General features: G+C 69.6%; 11 protein-coding genes and 2 tRNA genes. 6 read left to right on the top strand and 7 right to left on the bottom strand.

Features of this window, described 5'->3' with window-relative positions; genetic code table 11:
* Positions 1–294 precede the first annotated feature (294 nt).
* The 6 genes from ABD841_RS36230 to ABD841_RS36205 all read right to left on the bottom strand — a co-directional run bounded on the left by ABD841_RS36230 (position 295) and on the right by ABD841_RS36205 (position 9,094).
* The gene (locus ABD841_RS36230; RefSeq protein WP_425582100.1) at positions 295–2,880 is read right to left on the bottom strand and encodes a valine--tRNA ligase; all 2,586 of its coding nucleotides are present in this window, start codon (positions 2,878–2,880) and stop codon (positions 295–297) included.
* Between the two features lie 222 nt (positions 2,881–3,102).
* Positions 3,103–4,383 carry an ATP-dependent Clp protease ATP-binding subunit ClpX gene (gene clpX / locus ABD841_RS36225; RefSeq protein ID WP_344981166.1) on the bottom strand — a complete coding sequence of 427 codons (1,281 nt, stop codon included), beginning with the start codon at positions 4,381–4,383 and terminating at the stop codon, positions 3,103–3,105.
* 192 nt (positions 4,384–4,575) lie between these two features.
* A complete protein-coding gene (locus ABD841_RS36220; RefSeq protein WP_344981164.1) occupies positions 4,576–5,220 on the bottom strand; it encodes an ATP-dependent Clp protease proteolytic subunit in 645 nt (214 codons plus the stop codon).
* An 11-nt stretch (positions 5,221–5,231) separates the two neighbouring features.
* Positions 5,232–5,876 carry a ClpP family protease gene (locus ABD841_RS36215; protein ID WP_425582099.1) on the bottom strand — a complete coding sequence of 215 codons (645 nt, stop codon included), beginning with the start codon at positions 5,874–5,876 and terminating at the stop codon, positions 5,232–5,234.
* 759 nt (positions 5,877–6,635) lie between these two features.
* A complete protein-coding gene (tig, locus tag ABD841_RS36210; RefSeq protein WP_344981162.1) occupies positions 6,636–8,018 on the bottom strand; it encodes a trigger factor in 1,383 nt (460 codons plus the stop codon).
* A 209-nt stretch (positions 8,019–8,227) separates the two neighbouring features.
* On the bottom strand, positions 8,228–9,094 hold the full coding sequence (locus tag ABD841_RS36205; RefSeq protein ID WP_344981160.1) for a helix-turn-helix domain-containing protein: 867 nt from the start codon (positions 9,092–9,094) through the stop codon (positions 8,228–8,230).
* A gap of 267 nt (positions 9,095–9,361) precedes the next feature.
* On the opposite strand from ABD841_RS36205, the gene ABD841_RS36200 reads away from it, so the two are divergent.
* Positions 9,362–9,847 (top strand): ATP-binding protein, encoded by a 486-nt coding sequence (locus ABD841_RS36200; protein WP_344981159.1) that lies wholly within the window; start codon positions 9,362–9,364, stop codon positions 9,845–9,847.
* A gap of 82 nt (positions 9,848–9,929) precedes the next feature.
* On the opposite strand, the gene ABD841_RS36195 is transcribed toward ABD841_RS36200, so the two are convergent.
* Positions 9,930–10,003: transfer RNA gene (locus tag ABD841_RS36195), tRNA-Pro, on the bottom strand.
* 89 nt (positions 10,004–10,092) lie between these two features.
* On the opposite strand from ABD841_RS36195, the gene ABD841_RS36190 reads away from it, so the two are divergent.
* The 5 genes from ABD841_RS36190 (at position 10,093) to ABD841_RS36170 (ending at position 16,080) form a co-directional block, all read left to right on the top strand.
* Positions 10,093–10,163, top strand: a tRNA-Gly gene (locus ABD841_RS36190).
* A 307-nt stretch (positions 10,164–10,470) separates the two neighbouring features.
* Positions 10,471–11,022, top strand: coding sequence for a flavoprotein (locus tag ABD841_RS36185; RefSeq protein ID WP_344981158.1), 552 nt, complete (start codon positions 10,471–10,473; stop codon positions 11,020–11,022).
* A gap of 126 nt (positions 11,023–11,148) precedes the next feature.
* The gene (locus ABD841_RS36180) at positions 11,149–12,507 is read left to right on the top strand and encodes a TrpB-like pyridoxal phosphate-dependent enzyme (RefSeq protein ID WP_344981157.1); all 1,359 of its coding nucleotides are present in this window, start codon (positions 11,149–11,151) and stop codon (positions 12,505–12,507) included.
* Between the two features lie 268 nt (positions 12,508–12,775).
* On the top strand, positions 12,776–14,362 hold the full coding sequence (locus ABD841_RS36175; protein ID WP_344981156.1) for a phytoene desaturase family protein: 1,587 nt from the start codon (positions 12,776–12,778) through the stop codon (positions 14,360–14,362).
* Positions 14,359–16,080 carry an ATP-binding SpoIIE family protein phosphatase gene (locus tag ABD841_RS36170; RefSeq protein WP_344981154.1) on the top strand — a complete coding sequence of 574 codons (1,722 nt, stop codon included), beginning with the start codon at positions 14,359–14,361 and terminating at the stop codon, positions 16,078–16,080. The genes ABD841_RS36175 and ABD841_RS36170 overlap by 4 nt, the downstream gene beginning before the upstream one ends.
* Positions 16,081–16,098 lie beyond the last annotated feature (18 nt).

Here is a 16,098-nt window from a genome sequence, read left to right as displayed (position 1 = left end):
TCAACATTCCGGTCTTGTCCACCCGGAGGCATCGGTTCATGATGAAACCGCGCTCTGGCGCGACCTATTCCCGGTACGGAGAAAGAGTCAGAGGAGGGTGCAGGGCCTCAGCCCCGCCTGGAAAACTCTAGCAGCCTCCGAGGGCTGCGATGCCCGACTTCCCGGTAAGAACTAGGTCTTCCCTGAGTCACCGGCCCTCAAACGCGGGAGCCTGGAGTCAGCGACTCCAGGCTCCGAGCAGTCGTCCTCATCGCGGCTGGTCCTCGCGGCGATCCCGCGGGACGGCCGCGAGGGTCAGCCGGTGGGCAGCGCTTCGAGCTGGGCCAGCAACCGCGCGATGTCCTGGTCGGCCTGCTCCGCGCGGGCCCGGACCTTGCTCACCACGGCGTCAGGCGCCTTGGCCATGAACTGCTCGTTGCCCAGCTTGGCCGCGACCTGTGCCGCCTCCTTACGCGCCGCTGCGAGGTCCTTCTCCAGCCGCTTGCGTTCGGCGGCCACGTCGATGGTGCCCGCAGTGTCGATCTCCACGGTCACCCCGCCCACGTCGAGCCGGGCGGTGGCCGCGAACGACTCCGACGGCTGGTCGAGCCGGAGCAGTGAGCGGATCGCCGCCTCGTGCGCGGCGAGGGCCGTGCCGGCGAGCGACAAGCGGGCGGCGACCCGCTGGCCGGGCTTGAGTCCCTGGTCGGAACGGAACCTGCGCACCTCGGTGATCAGTCCCTGGACGGCCAGGAGCTCCTCCTCCGCCGTGGGGTCGTGCAGCGACTCGTCGGCCACCGGCCAGGAAGCGGCCACGATCGACTCACGCTCGGTGAGCGCCCGCCACAGCTCTTCGGTGACGAACGGCACCAACGGGTGGAGCATGCGGAGCAACGCGTCGAAGACGTGCCCGAGGACGAGGCGTGTGTGCTCCTGCCCGGCGGCCAGCTGGGTCTTGGCGAGTTCCACGTACCAGTCGCAGACCTCATCCCACGCGAAGTGGTAGAGCAGGTCCGAGACCTTGGCGAACTCGAACTCCTCGAACGCGGCGTCCACCGAGGCCACGACCTCCTGGAGCCGGGAGAGGATCCACCGGTCGGCGGCGGTCAGCTCCTCGGTGGGGAGCTCGCCGGTCGTCGCCCCGTTCATGAGGGCGAAGCGGGTGGCGTTCCAGATCTTGTTGCAGAAGTTGCGCGAGCCGCCGGCCCACTCCTCGCTGATCGCCACGTCGGAGCCGGGGTTGGCGCCGCGCAGGAGCGTGAAGCGGGTGGCGTCGGCACCGAAGCGCTCGACCCAGTCGAGCGGGTCGACGACGTTGCCGAACGACTTCGACATCTTCTTGCCGTACTGGTCGCGGACCATGCCGTGCAGTGCCACGGTCCGGAACGGCGGCTCGCCGTCCATCGCGTAGAGGCCGAACATCATCATCCGGGCGACCCAGAAGAACAGGATGTCGTACCCGGTCACGAGGACGGAGGTCGGATAGAACTTCTCCAGCTCCGGTGTCCGCTCCGGCCAGCCGAGGGTCGAGAACGGCCACAGCCCGGAGGAGAACCAGGTGTCGAGGACATCGGGGTCCTGGACGTAGCCCTCCGGAGCCTCCTCGTCGGGACCGACGCAGACGACTTCGCCCTCCGGCCCGTACCAGACGGGGATGCGATGCCCCCACCACAGCTGCCGCGAGATGCACCAGTCGTGCATGTCGTCGACCCAGTCGAAGTAGCGCTTGGCCAGCTCCGGCGGGTGGATCTTCGTGCGGCCGTCGCGAACGGCGTCTCCGGCGGCCTTCGCCAGTGGCGAGACGTTGACGAACCACTGGAGCGAGAGCCGGGGCTCGACCACGGTCTTGCAGCGCGAGCAGTGGCCGACGGAGTGGAGGTAGGGCCGCTTCTCCGCGACGATCCGGCCCTCGGCGCGCAGTGCGGCCACCACCGCGGGCCTGGCCTCGAAGCGGTCGAGGCCCTCGAACGGGCCGTGGGCGGTGACCACGCCACGCTCGTCCATGATCGTCAGAGACGGCAACGAGTGGCGGCGCCCGATCTCGAAGTCGTTCGGATCGTGCGCCGGGGTGACCTTGACCGCCCCGGTGCCGAACGTCGGGTCGACGTGTTCGTCGGCCACGATCGGAATGCGCCGCCCGGTGAGCGGGAGCTCCACCTCGCGGCCGACCAGGTGCCGGTAACGCTCGTCAGAGGGGTGCACGGCCACGGCGGTGTCGCCGAGCATCGTCTCCGCCCGCGTCGTGGCGACCACGATGGAGTCGTCGCCGTCGCCGTAGCGGATCGAGACGAGCTCGCCCTCGTCCTCGCTGTGCTCCACCTCGATGTCCGACAGCGCGGTCAGGCAGCGCGGGCACCAGTTGATGATGCGCTCGGCGCGGTAGATGAGCCCGTCGTCGAAGAGCTTCTTGAAGATCGTCTGGACGGCGCGGGAGAGCCCGGGGTCCATGGTGAAGCGCTCGCGCGACCAGTCGACGCCGTCGCCGAGCTTCTTCATCTGGCCGAGGATCCGGCCCCCGGACTCCTCCTTCCACTGCCACACGCGCTCGACGAACGCCTCGCGGCCGAGGTCGTGCCGGGACAGGCCCTCCTTGGCGATCTCACGCTCGACGACGTTCTGGGTGGCGATGCCCGCGTGGTCCATGCCGGGCAGCCAGAGCGTCTCCTGCCCGCGCATGCGGGCGCGACGGGTCAGGGCGTCCTGGATCGAGTGGTCGAGGGCGTGGCCGATGTGCAGCACGCCGGTGACGTTGGGCGGGGGGAGGACGATGCTGTAGGGCTCGCGCTCGCTGCTGGGGTCCGCAGCGAAGTATCCCTCCGATACCCAGCGCTCGTAGCTCCGGGTCTCCACGTCGGCGGGTGTGTACTGGGTAGGCAGCTCTGGCGTCGTCACGATGTCCAAGTCTAGGGATGTCCGCGCGTTCCCTGTCCACGGGCCGCTCTCCCGGCCCTCCCGGCGAGTGGAATCGCGGCACGCCCGACACCCGTCACGCCGTGACTCCGGCGAGGACGCCGGGGTCGGGGGGACCTGGAGACGCCCTTCTGCGCCCGGCGGCCCGGAGACGGCGGCGCCCCCGCGGGGAGGATCCCGCGGGGGCGCCGGTGGTGCGAGGCCCGCTACGGCCTACGCGGACTTCTCGCGCGGCGGCCGCTGCTGCTTGTTGAGCTGGTCTCGCGGCACGAGCGTCGGGTTGACGTGCTCCAGCACCGACTCACGGGTGATGACGACGCGCGCCACGTCCTGCCGGGACGGCACCTCGTACATCACCGACTGGAGAACCTCCTCCATGATCGCGCGTAGGCCCCGGGCGCCGGTGCCCCGCAGGATCGCCTGGTCGGCGATGGCCTCCAGCGCGTCGTCGGTGAACTCGAGCTCGACGTTGTCGAGCTCGAGCAGGCGGCGGTATTGCTTGACGAGGGCGTTGCGCGGCTCGGTGAGGATCTGGATGAGCGCGTCGCGGTCGAGGTTGTGCACGCTCGTGATGACCGGGAGGCGGCCGACGAACTCGGGGATCATGCCGAACTTCAGCAGGTCTTCGGGCATGACGCCACCGAAGATGTCGGAGCTGTCGATCTCTTCTTTGGAGCGGATGACGGCGTTGAAGCCGATCCCCTTGCGGCCGATCCGGGACTCGATGATCTTTTCGAGGCCGGCGAAGGCGCCACCGCAGATGAACAGCACGTTGGTGGTGTCGATCTGGATGAACTCCTGGTGCGGGTGCTTGCGCCCGCCCTGCGGGGGCACGCTCGCGGTGGTGCCCTCCAGGATCTTCAGCAGGGCCTGCTGGACGCCCTCACCGGAGACGTCCCTGGTGATCGACGGGTTCTCGCTCTTGCGAGCGATCTTGTCGACCTCGTCGATGTAGATGATGCCGGTCTCGGCCTTCTTGACGTCGTAGTCAGCGGCCTGGATCAGCTTGAGCAGTATGTTCTCGACGTCCTCGCCCACGTAGCCCGCCTCCGTCAAGGCCGTGGCGTCGGCGATGGCGAACGGCACGTTCAGCATCTTCGCCAACGTCTGGGCGAGCAGTGTCTTGCCGGAACCCGTGGGGCCCAGGAGCAGAATGTTGGACTTGGCCAGTTCGAGGCCGTCGTCACGCCCGCGCTCGCCGGACTGCACCCGCTTGTAGTGGTTGTAGACCGCCACCGAGAGAGCCTTCTTCGCCTGGTCCTGACCGATGACGTAGGCGTCGAGGAACTCGTAGATCTCCCTCGGCTTGGGCAGGCTGTCCCACTTGAGCTCGGAGGACTCGCTGAGCTCCTCTTCGATGATCTCGTTGCAGAGGTCGATGCACTCATCGCAGATGTATACGCCGGGTCCGGCGATGAGCTTCTTGACTTGCTTCTGGCTCTTCCCGCAGAAAGAGCACTTCAGCAGGTCTCCCCCGTCGCCGATGCGTGCCACCCCAGATACTCCTTTGCGTGGGACCGCCCTGGCTACCGCGGTCCGTTTCTTCCGACCGGCCCGATACCCGATCGAAAAGTCATCCCGCTTAGGTTTCGACGTTACCGTCTTCTGAGCCCTCAGTGAGCCCCCTAGCGGCGAGTCGCACCGGAACGTGCCCGATTGGGCACCGTTCCGGTGCGCTGTGTCTCGTCAGGAGGCTACGGCCTTCGCGACCTTCTTGCGGGACGGGATGATGTCGTCGATCAGCCCGTACTCCTTGGCCTCCTGGGCGTCAAGGATCTTGTCGCGCTCGATGTCCTTGCGGACCGCCTCGACCGACCTGCCCGAGTGCCGGGAGATGATCGTCTCCATCTGCGAGCGCATCCGGAGGATCTCACGCGCCTGGATCTCGATGTCACTCCCCTGACCGCCGCCCTCGGTGGAGGGCTGGTGGATCAGCATGCGGGCGTTCGGCAGGGCGAAGCGCTTGCCCGGGGTGCCGCCGGCCAGCAGGACCGCCGCGGCCGAGGCCGCCTGGCCCAGGCAGACCGTCTGGATCTCCGGCCGGACGAACTGCATCGTGTCGTAGATCGCCGTCATGGCGGTGAAGGAACCGCCCGGCGAGTTGATGTAGATGCTGATGTCACGGTCGGGGTCGAGCGACTCCAGGGTCAGCAACTGCGCCATGACGTCGTTGGCGGACGCGTCGTCCACCTGCACGCCGAGGAAGATGATGCGGTCCTCGAAGAGCTTGGCGTACGGGTTCATCTCCCGCATGCCGTATGACGTGCGCTCGGTGAAGGACGGAAGGACGTAACGGCCGTTGATGTCTCCCGGCCGGATCAACTCACTCACCTTGTGCCCCTTCAGGAGACGGCGCCCGCGGAGGGCACCTGCCGAGCGCTGCGCACGACGTGGTCGATGAAGCCGTAGTCTCTGGCCTCCTCGGCCGTGAACCAGCGGTCGCGGTCGGAGTCGGCCTCGATCTGGTCGAGCGGCTGACCCGTGTGGAACGCGATGCGCTCGGCGAGGGTCTTCTTGACGTAGAGCATCTGCTCCGCCTGGATGGCGATGTCGGCGGCGGTGCCGCCGATGCCGCCCGAAGGCTGGTGCATCATGATGCGGGCGTGGGGCAGGGCGTAACGCTTGCCCCGCTCACCGGCGCACAGGAGGAACTGCCCCATGGAGGCGGCCAGGCCCATGGCGACCGTGCACACATCGTTAGGCACATATTCCATCATGTCGTAAATCGCCATACCGGCGGTCACCGAACCGCCCGGCGAGTTGATGTACAGCCAGATGTCTCGCTCCGAGTCGTCCGCCGCGAGGAGGAGGAGCTCGGCGCAGATTCGGTTGGCGATCTCGTCGTTGACCTGGGTGCCCAGCACGATGATGCGCTCACGCAGCAGCCGCTGATAGAGCTGGTCTTCGAGCCTGAACGAGCCGTTCGGCTGGCTCATCGACTCGGGCCCGGAGCCGGTCGGCTGGTAGAAGGTCGGCGGGCTGGTCACAGCGTCACCTTCCGATGCGTCGTAATCGATTGGCTTTGCTTGTGACCTTAACGCGCGCCGCCTACAGGACATGCCCCCTCACCGTGCTGTTCGCTGACGGCGCATGCTCGCCGCCGCTCCCCAGCGGGTTCGCCACGTCACTCCGCGTGCTCCGCGAGCCCGGCCGGCGCCGGGCTCGTACGGCGGGCCGGAGTCCGGCGTTCCCTGCCTCGCCGTGTGTTCCGTGCGACGCGGCGAAGTGTGCGGACCCGGCGGAGCGGCCGTGGGCGGGGCGTCCGGGGACGCTCGGCGGACGGGGCGCCCGATCCTGCGGTCGGGCGGCGTCGGTGTGGCGCCGGGCGGGGATCCGGCCCGGGAGGGCGAGCGTGGAGGCACCGCGCCGCAGGGGCGGCGGCGGGTCGGCGCGCCCGGGAGGCCCGGTGTGAGAAGACCCTGCGTACCCGAGGCGGGGTCTGCGCGCCGGGGAGGCCGAGGGCGCCTCGGTGCCGACGGAGGGCTCACCAGGTACCGGGAAGCCCGTAGCACGCCGCCTCAGGGCCGTTCAGGGGCGGTACGGGCCCGCCCCCGGGCTCGGGAAGCCCCCGGCTCGGGAAGCCCCCGTGCGGGACTGCCCGCGAGCCGCGTCCCCGAGCGTTGTCCGGCCGGGGAAGGCTCCCGGGCGCGGCCCCTCCCGGCAGCCGGGACGCAGAAGGCGGACGCCCCCGCCGCGTTCCTCGCCGCGGGGGCGTGGTGCGCGCCGGGAAGGCGGCGCGCCGCGGACTACTTCTCGGCCTCGGCCTCGGCCGAGGTCTCGGCGGGCTCCTCGGTGACCTCCTCGCCGTTGATCTCGGCGTAGATCGCCTTGAGGTCGACCTCGTTGCCGGCCTCGTCGACCACCTTGGCGGCGTCGCCGATGACGCTCTTGGCCTTGTCGCGGACGATCTCGACCATGGCCAGGGTGAGCTGGTCGTTGTCGGCGAGGTGCTGGGCGAGCACATTCGGGGCGACGTTCATCTGCATGGCGCGGCGCACCACGAAGTTGGTCAGCTCCTGCTCGCTGACGCCGAGCTCCTCGCTCTTGACGATCTTGTCAAGGACGAAGCCCGTCTTGAGCGCCTTGGCGGCGCTCGCGTCGAACTCCGCGAAGCGCTCCTCCTCGGTGGTCTGGTAGAGGCGGAAGAACGCCTCCTTGCTCAGGCCACTGTCGGCGATCTGGTGCTCGAGGTTGTGCTTGCGGTTGTCGACCTCGGCCTTGAGCGCGCTCTCCGGGAGCGGAATGTCGATCTTGTCGAGCAGGGTGTCGAGCGCCTTCTCGCGGGCCTGGACGACCTGGTCGATCAGCTTGTTGCGGCGAGCCTGCTCGCGGATGCTCTCCTTGAGCTCATCGAGGGTGTCGAACTCGCTGGCGAGCTGGGCGAACTCGTCGTCGAGCTCGGGGAGGACCTTCTCCTTGACGCTCTTGACGGTGATGGTGACCACGGCCTCCTCGCCGGCGTTCTTGCCGCCGACCAGGTTGGTGGTGAACTCTTTGGTCTCACCGGCGGACAGGCCGACGAGCGCGTCGTCGAGGCCCTGGAGCACCGAGCCGGCGCCGACCTCGTAGGAGACGTCGCCCGCCTGCTGCTCCTCGATGTTGACGCCGTCGATGGCGGCGGCCAGGTCCATGATGACGAAGTCGCCGTTGGCCGCGGGGCGCTCGACCCCGGTCAGCGTGGCGAAGCGCTGGCGCAGGGCGTCAAGCTGGGCGTCGACGTCCTCGTCGGTGACCTCGGCGACCGGGACGGTGACCTCGAGACCCTGGTAGTCGGGCACCTCGAAGTCGGGGCGGATGTCCACCTCGGCGGTGAACTCGACCTGCTCGCCGTCCTCGATCTTGGTGACCTCGATCTCCGGCTGGCTGACCGGGAAGATCTCGGTCTCGTCGACGGCCTGGCCGTACAGCTTGGGCACCGCGTCGTTGAGGGTCTCCTCAAGCACCACCGCGCGGCCGAAGCGCTGCTCGATGATGCGGGCAGGGACCTTCCCGGGGCGGAAACCGGGGACGCGCACCTGCTGCGCGACCTTCTTGTACGCCGCCTGCAGGCTCTCGCCGAGCTCCTCGAACGGCACCTCGACGGTGAGCCTTACCCGGGTCGGGCTGAGCTCCTCGACAGCGGTCTTCACGGGGTCGTCTCCTTGATCAAGCTTCGAGTGATCGCGGGCGCGTCAAGTCGTAACGGCTACCGCGGCAAGCTCGCGCGCCGCGCCCACATAAGCGGCACCGGGCACAGCCATCCAGAAATGCGAGCTTAGGGCATGCTCCACTGCGGCGGGTGTTCAGCGCCGCTGGCCAGTCTAGGGCAGAGCGACACCATGGAGCGACCAAAGGCCGCTCAGCCCTCCTTGATGATCCTTCTGAGGATGTCGGTGGTCTCACCGGGGGTGGTGCTGACCGCGCAGAGCCGCTCCATGACTTCGCTGTAGCGGTCGACATCCTCGCGCTTGTCAAGGTAGAGGGCACTGGCGAGCTGCTCGACGTAGACGACGTCGGGCAGCTCGCTGTCGTTGAAGCGCAGCACGCTGAAGGCGCCGCCCTCCGCGCTGTGTCCGCCGAAGCTGAAGGGCATGACCTGGATGGTGATGTTGGGCTGTCGCATGAGGTCGAGCAGGTGCTCCAGCTGGGCCCGCATGACCTCGGTGCCGCCGATGGGACGCCGCAGCGCAGCCTCGTCGATGACCGCCCAGAAGAAGGGACCGTCAGGGCGGCCGAGCACCTGCTGCCGCTCCATCCGCAGGTCCACGCGGCGCGCGATCTCCTCGGGGGTGACGCCGGCACTTCCCGCGGTGATGACCGCCCTGGCGTACTCCTTCGTCTGCAGCAGGCCGGGGACGAACTGCACCTCGTAGGTGCGGATCCGGGAGGCGGCCTCCTCCAGGCCGACGTAGGTCTGGAACCACGACGGCAGCAGGTCGTTGAAGCGGTGCCACCAGCCGGGCTCGTTGGCCCGCTGGAGCAGATCCATGATCGCGGAGCGGGCGGCCCCGTCCTCCACCCCGTAGAAGGTGAGCAGGTCGGCCACGTCGCGTTCCCGCAGACCGACCCGCCCGAGCTCCATCCTGCTGATCTTGGATTCGGAGCCGCGGATCAGATGGCCCGCCTCCTCGCGCGACAGGCCCTTGGCCTCGCGCAGGCGACGCAGTTGGGAGCCCAAGAGAATACGCAGAGCTGTGGGACCTGACCCCGGTTGGATCTGCGTCACTTCGCCTCCCTCTGTACTTGGGCCAGCGCACACAGTGTCACTACTTCCGGCCGCAATGACAAGGTCTCAAGTTCGAGCCCAATTCGCCAAGTCGCCGTCGTAACCGCCCATGCGGCTGCACATTGCAACTGCACGTGCATTTGGGTCTTGCAGCGGGCGTTCCGGTGACCCATGATGGCCTAGTGCATATTGGGCTTATGGTGCACAAGCTCTGAAAACTCTCAACTCGTACGGAGACTCACGATGACAGCGGGAGGGACCGGCAGGATGGTTGAGGGGCCAAAACCGGCTGCCGACTACCTGCAGGCGACCCGCCAGCTCGACTTCGACGAGCTCCTCGAGTCCCATCGCTCCGGTGCCACGGCATGCCCCCTTCCCCGCAAGGCCGACTCGGTGAAGACGGCCAGGGATGTGACACGCTCCACACTGCGCGGGTGGGGGCTGGCGGAACTCAGCGATGACGCAGCGCTAGTGGTTTCGGAACTCGTCACCAACGCGGTCCGTTACGCTCTGTGTCCGCCCAACCGGGCCGAGACGGCACCGATCACGCTGGTGCTGCTGCACCTCTCCCCGCACGTGCTCCTGGCGGTGACCGACCCCAGCGACGAAGTCCCGACCCCGAAGGAGCCGGACTTCGTCTCGGAGAACGGCCGGGGCCTCTACATCGTGGAGACCTACAGCCAGCGCTGGGGCTGGGACCACCTCAACCGCGGCGGCAAGGCCGTCTGGGCCCTGTTCAACGGCCGCCGCTGACCGCCGTCCGGCGGACACGGACTCCCGGCGGAACGGAGAGGGCCGCCTCCGGAAACCGGAGACGGCCCCGCCCTCCCACGTGTCGGGGTGACAGGATTTGAACCTGCGGCCCCCTGCTCCCAAAGCAGGTGCGCTACCAAGCTGCGCCACACCCCGGTCGGTCGAGTACGCGTGCGCTCCGGAACTCCGGTACGCTTACGCCCTGACGAACGGATGAAGTCTAGACCAGACTGACGCCGTCTCGCGCGGACGTAGCTCAATGGTAGAGCCCCAGTCTTCCAAACTGGCTACGCGGGTTCGATTCCCGTCGTCCGCTCTCGAATGACGAAAGGCCAGGTCAGCCCAGTTGGGCGGGCTGGCCTTTTCGCTTCTCCCCGGCTTTCCCCGACGGTGTCCGGCATTTGCGGTCGTTATGTGACTGATGATTTTCGCGCGGAACCCACCCGGCCCCGGGTTCGGCGAGGCACCCCTTCCCGGAGCCCGGCGTTGCCCACGATTCCGGGGGCGGCCGAGACTGAGGGGATGCACGCTTTCCACCATTTCCTGCCCGGTGCCACCGGTGACCTGGCCCCGGACCTCCCTCCCGGCGTCGGCGAGCGTGCCGCGGGCAGGGGAGGGGCCGGATGACGGGGGCCGCGAACCTGCTGCAGGTGATCGTCTGCGCCGCGGGGCCCGCCGGAGGGGTCGGCCTACTCGTGGCGGCGGCGCAGGAGAGAGGCTGGACGGTCCAGGTCGTCGCCACGCCGGCGGCGCTGGACTTCATCAACGTGGACGACCTGGAGCGGCGGACCGGCCGGCCCGTCCGCAGCCGCCCCCGCAAGCCGGACGAGCCGAAGCCACCGCGCGCCGACGCGATCGTCGTCGCCCCCGCGACGTACAACACCGTCAACAAGTTCGCGCAGGGCATCGCCGACACCTACGCCCTCGGGCTTCTGGCCGAGGCGCCCGGTCTCGGCATCCCGGTCGTGGTGATGCCGTGCGTGAACGGCGCGCTCGCCTCGCGGGTGCCGTTCCGCCGGAGCGTGGAGGCGCTGCGCGCCGAGGGCGTGCGGGTGCTGTTCGGGCCCGGCGGGTTCGAGCCCGGAGCCCCGGGGACGGACGGCGGCCCCGCCGAGGCGTACCCGTGGCACCTGGCCGTCGCGGCGCTCGGGCGGCCCGCCCCAGGTCCCCGCTGACCCCCGGCCGGGGCGACGATCGCGCCGCGGGGGATCGGCGGACGCCGGAACCGGCCGGCGGGCAGGGCTGGACTACGGTGGGTCACGGATCCGACACTGAGGGATCCGATCCCGTGGAGGCGCATGATGGCCGAGGCCACCCGAATCCTGCTCGACGAGTCGCGGATCCCGCGCAACTGGTACAACATCGTGGCCGATCTCCCGGTCCCGCCCCCGCCGCCCCTCCATCCGGTCACCTCGGAGCCCGTCGGGCCGGACGACCTCGCGCCGCTGTTCCCCGCGGAGCTGATCGAGCAGGAGGTCAGCGCCGAGCGGTTCCCGGCGATCCCCGAGAGCGTCCGGGACGTCTACCGGCTCTGGCGGCCGACCCCGCTGGTCCGCGCCCGCAGGCTGGAACGCTCTCTCGGCACCCCCGCGCGCATCTACTACAAGTACGAGGGCGGCTCCCCCTCCGGCTCGCACAAGCCCAACACCGCCGTCCCGCAGGCCTACTACAACGCCCGGCAGGGGATCAGGCGGCTGACCACGGAGACCGGGGCCGGTCAGTGGGGCTCGGCGCTGGCCTTCGCGTGCGCGCAGTACGGCCTCGAGTGCGAGGTGTGGATGGTCCGCGCCTCCTACGACCAGAAGCCCCACCGCCGGAGCCTGATGCGCGTGTACGGCGCGACGGTGCACGCGAGCCCCTCCCCGGTGACCTCGTCGGGCGCCGGGATCCTGGCCGAGTACCCCGAATCCCCGGGCAGCCTGGGCATCGCGATCAGTGAGGCCGTGGAGGTGGCCGGGTCCGATCCCGAGACCCGCTACGCGCTGGGCAGTGTGCTGAACCACGTGCTGCTCCACCAGACGGTGATCGGCGAGGAGGCGATCGAGCAGATGGCCGCGTTCGGCGAGGCACCGGATCTGATCGTGGGCTGCGCGGGCGGCGGCTCCAACTTCGCGGGGCTGACCTTCCCGTTCCTGCGGGAGAAGCTCGCCGGACGGATGGACCCGGTGATCCGGGCGGTCGAGCCGGAGGCCTGCCCGTCGCTGACCCGGGGAACCTACGCCTACGACTTCGGCGACGCGGCCGGGTTCACCCCGCTGCTGAAGATGCACACCCTCGGGCACGGCTTCATCCCCGACCCCATCCACGCGGGCGGTCTGCGCTACCACGGCATGTCGCCCCTGCTGTCGCACATGTACGAGCTGGGGATGTTCGAGGCCGTGGCCAGGGCCCAGACGGAGTGCTTCGAGGCGGGGCTGCGCTTCGCCCGGACCGAGGGGATCGTCCCGGCGCCCGAGCCGACCCACGCGCTGGCCGAGGTCGTCGCCGAGGCGCTGCGCTGCAGGGAGACGGGCGAGGAGAAGGTCATCCTGACCGCGCTGTGCGGGCACGGGCACTTCGACCTGAACGCCTACGACCGCTACCTGTCCGGGGAGATGGAGGACTTCCCGCTCCCGCAGGAGCGCATCGACACCGCGCTGGCCGGCCTGCCCGGCGCGTGAACCGCGCCTCACCGGGCGCCCGACCACCGGTCTTCCGGAGACCTGGGCGGGCCCGCGGCCGGTCCGTGCGACCTGCGGCGAGGGTCCGGCCTCGGAGGAGTTCGCGGAGCGGGACGGGGAGCAGGCCCCCGCCCGCTTCGCCTCATACGCACCACTAAGTCCCAGTACATGTGGAAATATCGAGGAATCTCTGTTAAACACGAGGTCCCCATATAGATCATTCTTTACAATTCCCTATACCTGCAGTCAGACCGGGAGGGAGGGCTACGTGTCGCAGTTCGACGGCGTCGTCGTGGGCGGAGGGCACAACGGCCTGACGTGCGCCGCCTACCTCGCCAAGGCGGGGTTATCGGTCGCCGTCGTCGAGCGCAACGACGTGGCGGGCGGGGGGTGCGCCACCCAGGAGCTGACCCTCCCCGGTTTCCGGCACAACACCCACAGCAGCTACCACTTCCTGGAGGAGGGTCCGGTCCCCGCCGACCTGGAGCTGCACCGGTACGGCCTGCGATACGTCTACCCCGAGACCCAGCACGCCACGATCTTCCGGGACGGCCGGGCGATCACGGTCTACACCGACGCCAAGCGCACCGCCGAGTCCTTCGCCCGGTTCTCCACGGCCGACGCCGATCGCTGGCTGGAGCTGTACGAGCGCTACGCCGAGGCCGCCAGGAGCCTGATGAACGGGTTCCTGTACTCCAGGCCGCTGCCGCCGCCCGTGCTCGCCGAGCGTCTCAAGGGCGACCTCGGCCGCGACCTGCTGAGCTACATGCCGCTCTCGCTGTACGAGGCCGTCGACAGGAACTTCGAGAGCGAGCCGGTCAGGGTGCTCTTCAAGGCGTTCTTACACGCGATCTCGATCGAGGACGTGCCGGGCACCGGCGGCTTCTTCCCTCGCCTGCTCTCGCGCATCGCCCGGCTCGGCGTGCCCGTGGGCGGCGCGGGCAACGTGGCGAGCGCGCTGCGCGCCGTCGTCGAGGAGCACGGCGGCACCGTGATCACCGGCGCCCACGTGGAGCGGATCCTCGTCGACGACGGCCGGGCCACCGGTGTCCGGTTGGCCGGCGGCGACGTCCTGACCGCGCGCCGGTTCGTGGCCAGCGCCGTGGACGCCCCGCAGACCGTGCGGATGGCGGGGCCGGAGAACTTCGGCGCGGACATCGCGGCCAAGGTCGCCGCCTACCGGTGGGCCGGGCACAGCCTCGTCACCCTCCACCTGGCACTCGACGAGCCGCCGCGCTACCGAGCCGCCGAGTTCGAGCCCGACGTCGACCGGGCGTTCCTCGTCGTGCTCGGCGCCGACGACAGCGAGCAGCTCACCCGCACCTTCGACCAGATCCACCAGGGCCGGTTACCCGACCGGCTGGCCGGCAACGGCGCGTGCCCGTCCCTGTTCGACCCCTCCTACGCCCCGGACGGCAAGCACGTGGCGTTCTGGTGGCCGTGGGCCCCGTACGACCTCGGCGGCGACGCGGCGAACTGGGACGACCGGCGCGAGGAGGTCGGGGAGCGCCTGCTCGCCGAGTGGAGCGAGTACGCCCCGAACCTCACGGGGGGCGCCGTCCTCGGCAAGCGGGTCTTCTCACCGCTCGACATCGAGCGCCACTGCGTCAACATGGTGCGCGGCAGCCACCACGTGGGGGCGTACGAGGCGTCCCAGCTGGGCGGCAACCGGCCGGTTCCCGAGCTCGGGCAGTACCGCACCCCGATCGACGGCCTCTACCTGTGCGGCGCCAGCAGCCACCCCGGCGGCTCGGTCTCCGCGGCACCCGGTTACAACGGCGCCAACGCCATCGCAGAAGATCTCGAACTGGCCACCTGGTGGACGCCGGTTCCCGCACCCCGGTGGAGCGAGTGAAGTCCCGTTTCGTCACCAAGGACCCCGCCGCGCCAGGTTTCAGGATGGGCAGTCCCGCCTCCATGCACGAGCAGCTCTCCCTGCTCAACGCCGCGAGCAAGCGCATCGGCAGCACGCTGGACATGTTCGAGACCGGCAGGGAGCTGATGGATGTCGCCGTGCCGCGCTTCGCCGACGCGGCCGGCATCCTCGTCCAGGACCGGCTGGTGACCGAGGGCGAGTTCCCGCAGCACACCACCGACGGCTCGGCGCTGGTGCGGCGGATCGCGGTCGGCGTGGCCGACGCCTCCCCCACCACGTACGCCGAGGCGTTCCCGGTCGACGAGGTCGTCGCGTACGCCCCCTGGACGCCCTACGCCCGGTGCATGGCCACCGGCAACCCGATCCTCTACCCCCGGCTGGGCCGCCGGACCGCCGAAGAGATCGGGCGGTTCTGGAAGCGCACTTCGGTCTCCCAGGTGCTGGAGGACAGCTCCTTCCTGGTGGTGCCGTTGAAGGCGCGCGGCCGGGTGCTCGGCTTCGTCATCTTCACCCGCAGGCCCACCAGCCAGCCCTTCGACGAGCACGATGTGAACCTGGCCGAGGAGCTCGCAGCCAGGACCGCCGTCTGCCTGGACAACGCCAGGCTCTACAACCGCGAGCGTCGCACCGCCCTGACCCTCCAGAGCAGCCTGCTCCCGGTCGACCTGTCCCAGCCGCTGGGCCTGACGATCGCCTCCCGTTACCTGCCCGCCAGCGACCTGGTCGGGGTGGGCGGCGACTGGTACGACGTGATCCAGCTGCCCGGCTGCCGGGTCGCCCTCGTCGTCGGCGACGTCATGGGGCACGGAATCAGGGCCGCCGCCACCATGGGTCAGCTCCGCACGGCCGCGCGCACGCTCGCCAGCCTCGACCTGAGCCCGGCCGACGTGCTGTTCCGGCTCAACCTGATGAGCCAGGACCTGGACGCCAGCCAGATCGCCACGTGCGTGTACGCCACCTACGACCCGGTCACGCGGCGGTGCGCGATCGCGTCCGCGGGGCACGTACCGCCGATCCTGGTGCGCCCCGGCGGCGAGACCGAACTGCTGGAGCTGCCGCCCGGCCTGCCCCTCGGCATCGGCAACGAGCCGGTCGAGATGCGCGAGTTCACGCTCCCGCACGGCACCGTGCTCGCCTTCTACACCGACGGCCTGGTGGAGAGCCGCGACCGGGACATCGAGGAGGGCATCGGCGCCCTGCGCGGCCTGCTCGCCGGCCAGGACCAGGACCTGGAGGAGGCCTGCGACCTCACCATCGGCGCCCAGCGGCCGGGGCACGAGCGCGACGACATCGCCCTGCTGCTGGCCCGGGTGAACGAGCTGTCCGACAGCGAGATCGCCGAGATCGCCCTGCCGGCCGACCGGCGCTCCGTCTCGCAGGCCCGCCGCTTCACCCGCGCCACGCTCGGCGAGTGGGGGCTCTCCTCACTCTGCGACAACACCGAACTCATGATCAGCGAACTGGTCACCAACGCCGTCGAGCACGGCAGTGGCGAGGTCGAGCTGCGTCTGCTGCGCGGTCCCACGCTGGTCTGCGAGGTGTCCGACAGCTCCGCGGCCGCTCCGGTCATGCGGGAGATGTCGAGCACCAGCGACACCGGCCGCGGCCTGCACCTCATCAACTGGCTGGCCCACCGCTGGGGCTCCCGGACGACCCCCAAGGGGAAAATCGTCTGGATCGAGCAGAGGTTGCCGTAGGGCCCCGGACGGGCAAGG

The sequence above is a fragment of the Streptosporangium fragile genome (assembly GCF_039534445.1).
In the GTDB taxonomy this organism is placed as follows: Bacteria; Actinomycetota; Actinomycetes; order Streptosporangiales; family Streptosporangiaceae; genus Streptosporangium; species Streptosporangium fragile.
Note: the sequence above shows the minus strand (reverse complement) of the source record. Positions and strands in the feature narration are given on the sequence as shown.

What these genes read in the sequence shown, in the direction of transcription:
- ABD841_RS36185 (WP_344981158.1), top strand. Translation starts at nt 10,471, where the DNA reads ATGACGGGGGCCGCGAACCTGCTGCAGGTGATCGTCTGCGCCGCGGGG.
- ABD841_RS36180 (WP_344981157.1), top strand. Translation starts at nt 11,149, where the DNA reads ATGGCCGAGGCCACCCGAATCCTGCTCGACGAGTCGCGGATCCCGCGC.
- ABD841_RS36200 (WP_344981159.1), top strand. Translation starts at nt 9,362, where the DNA reads ATGGTTGAGGGGCCAAAACCGGCTGCCGACTACCTGCAGGCGACCCGC.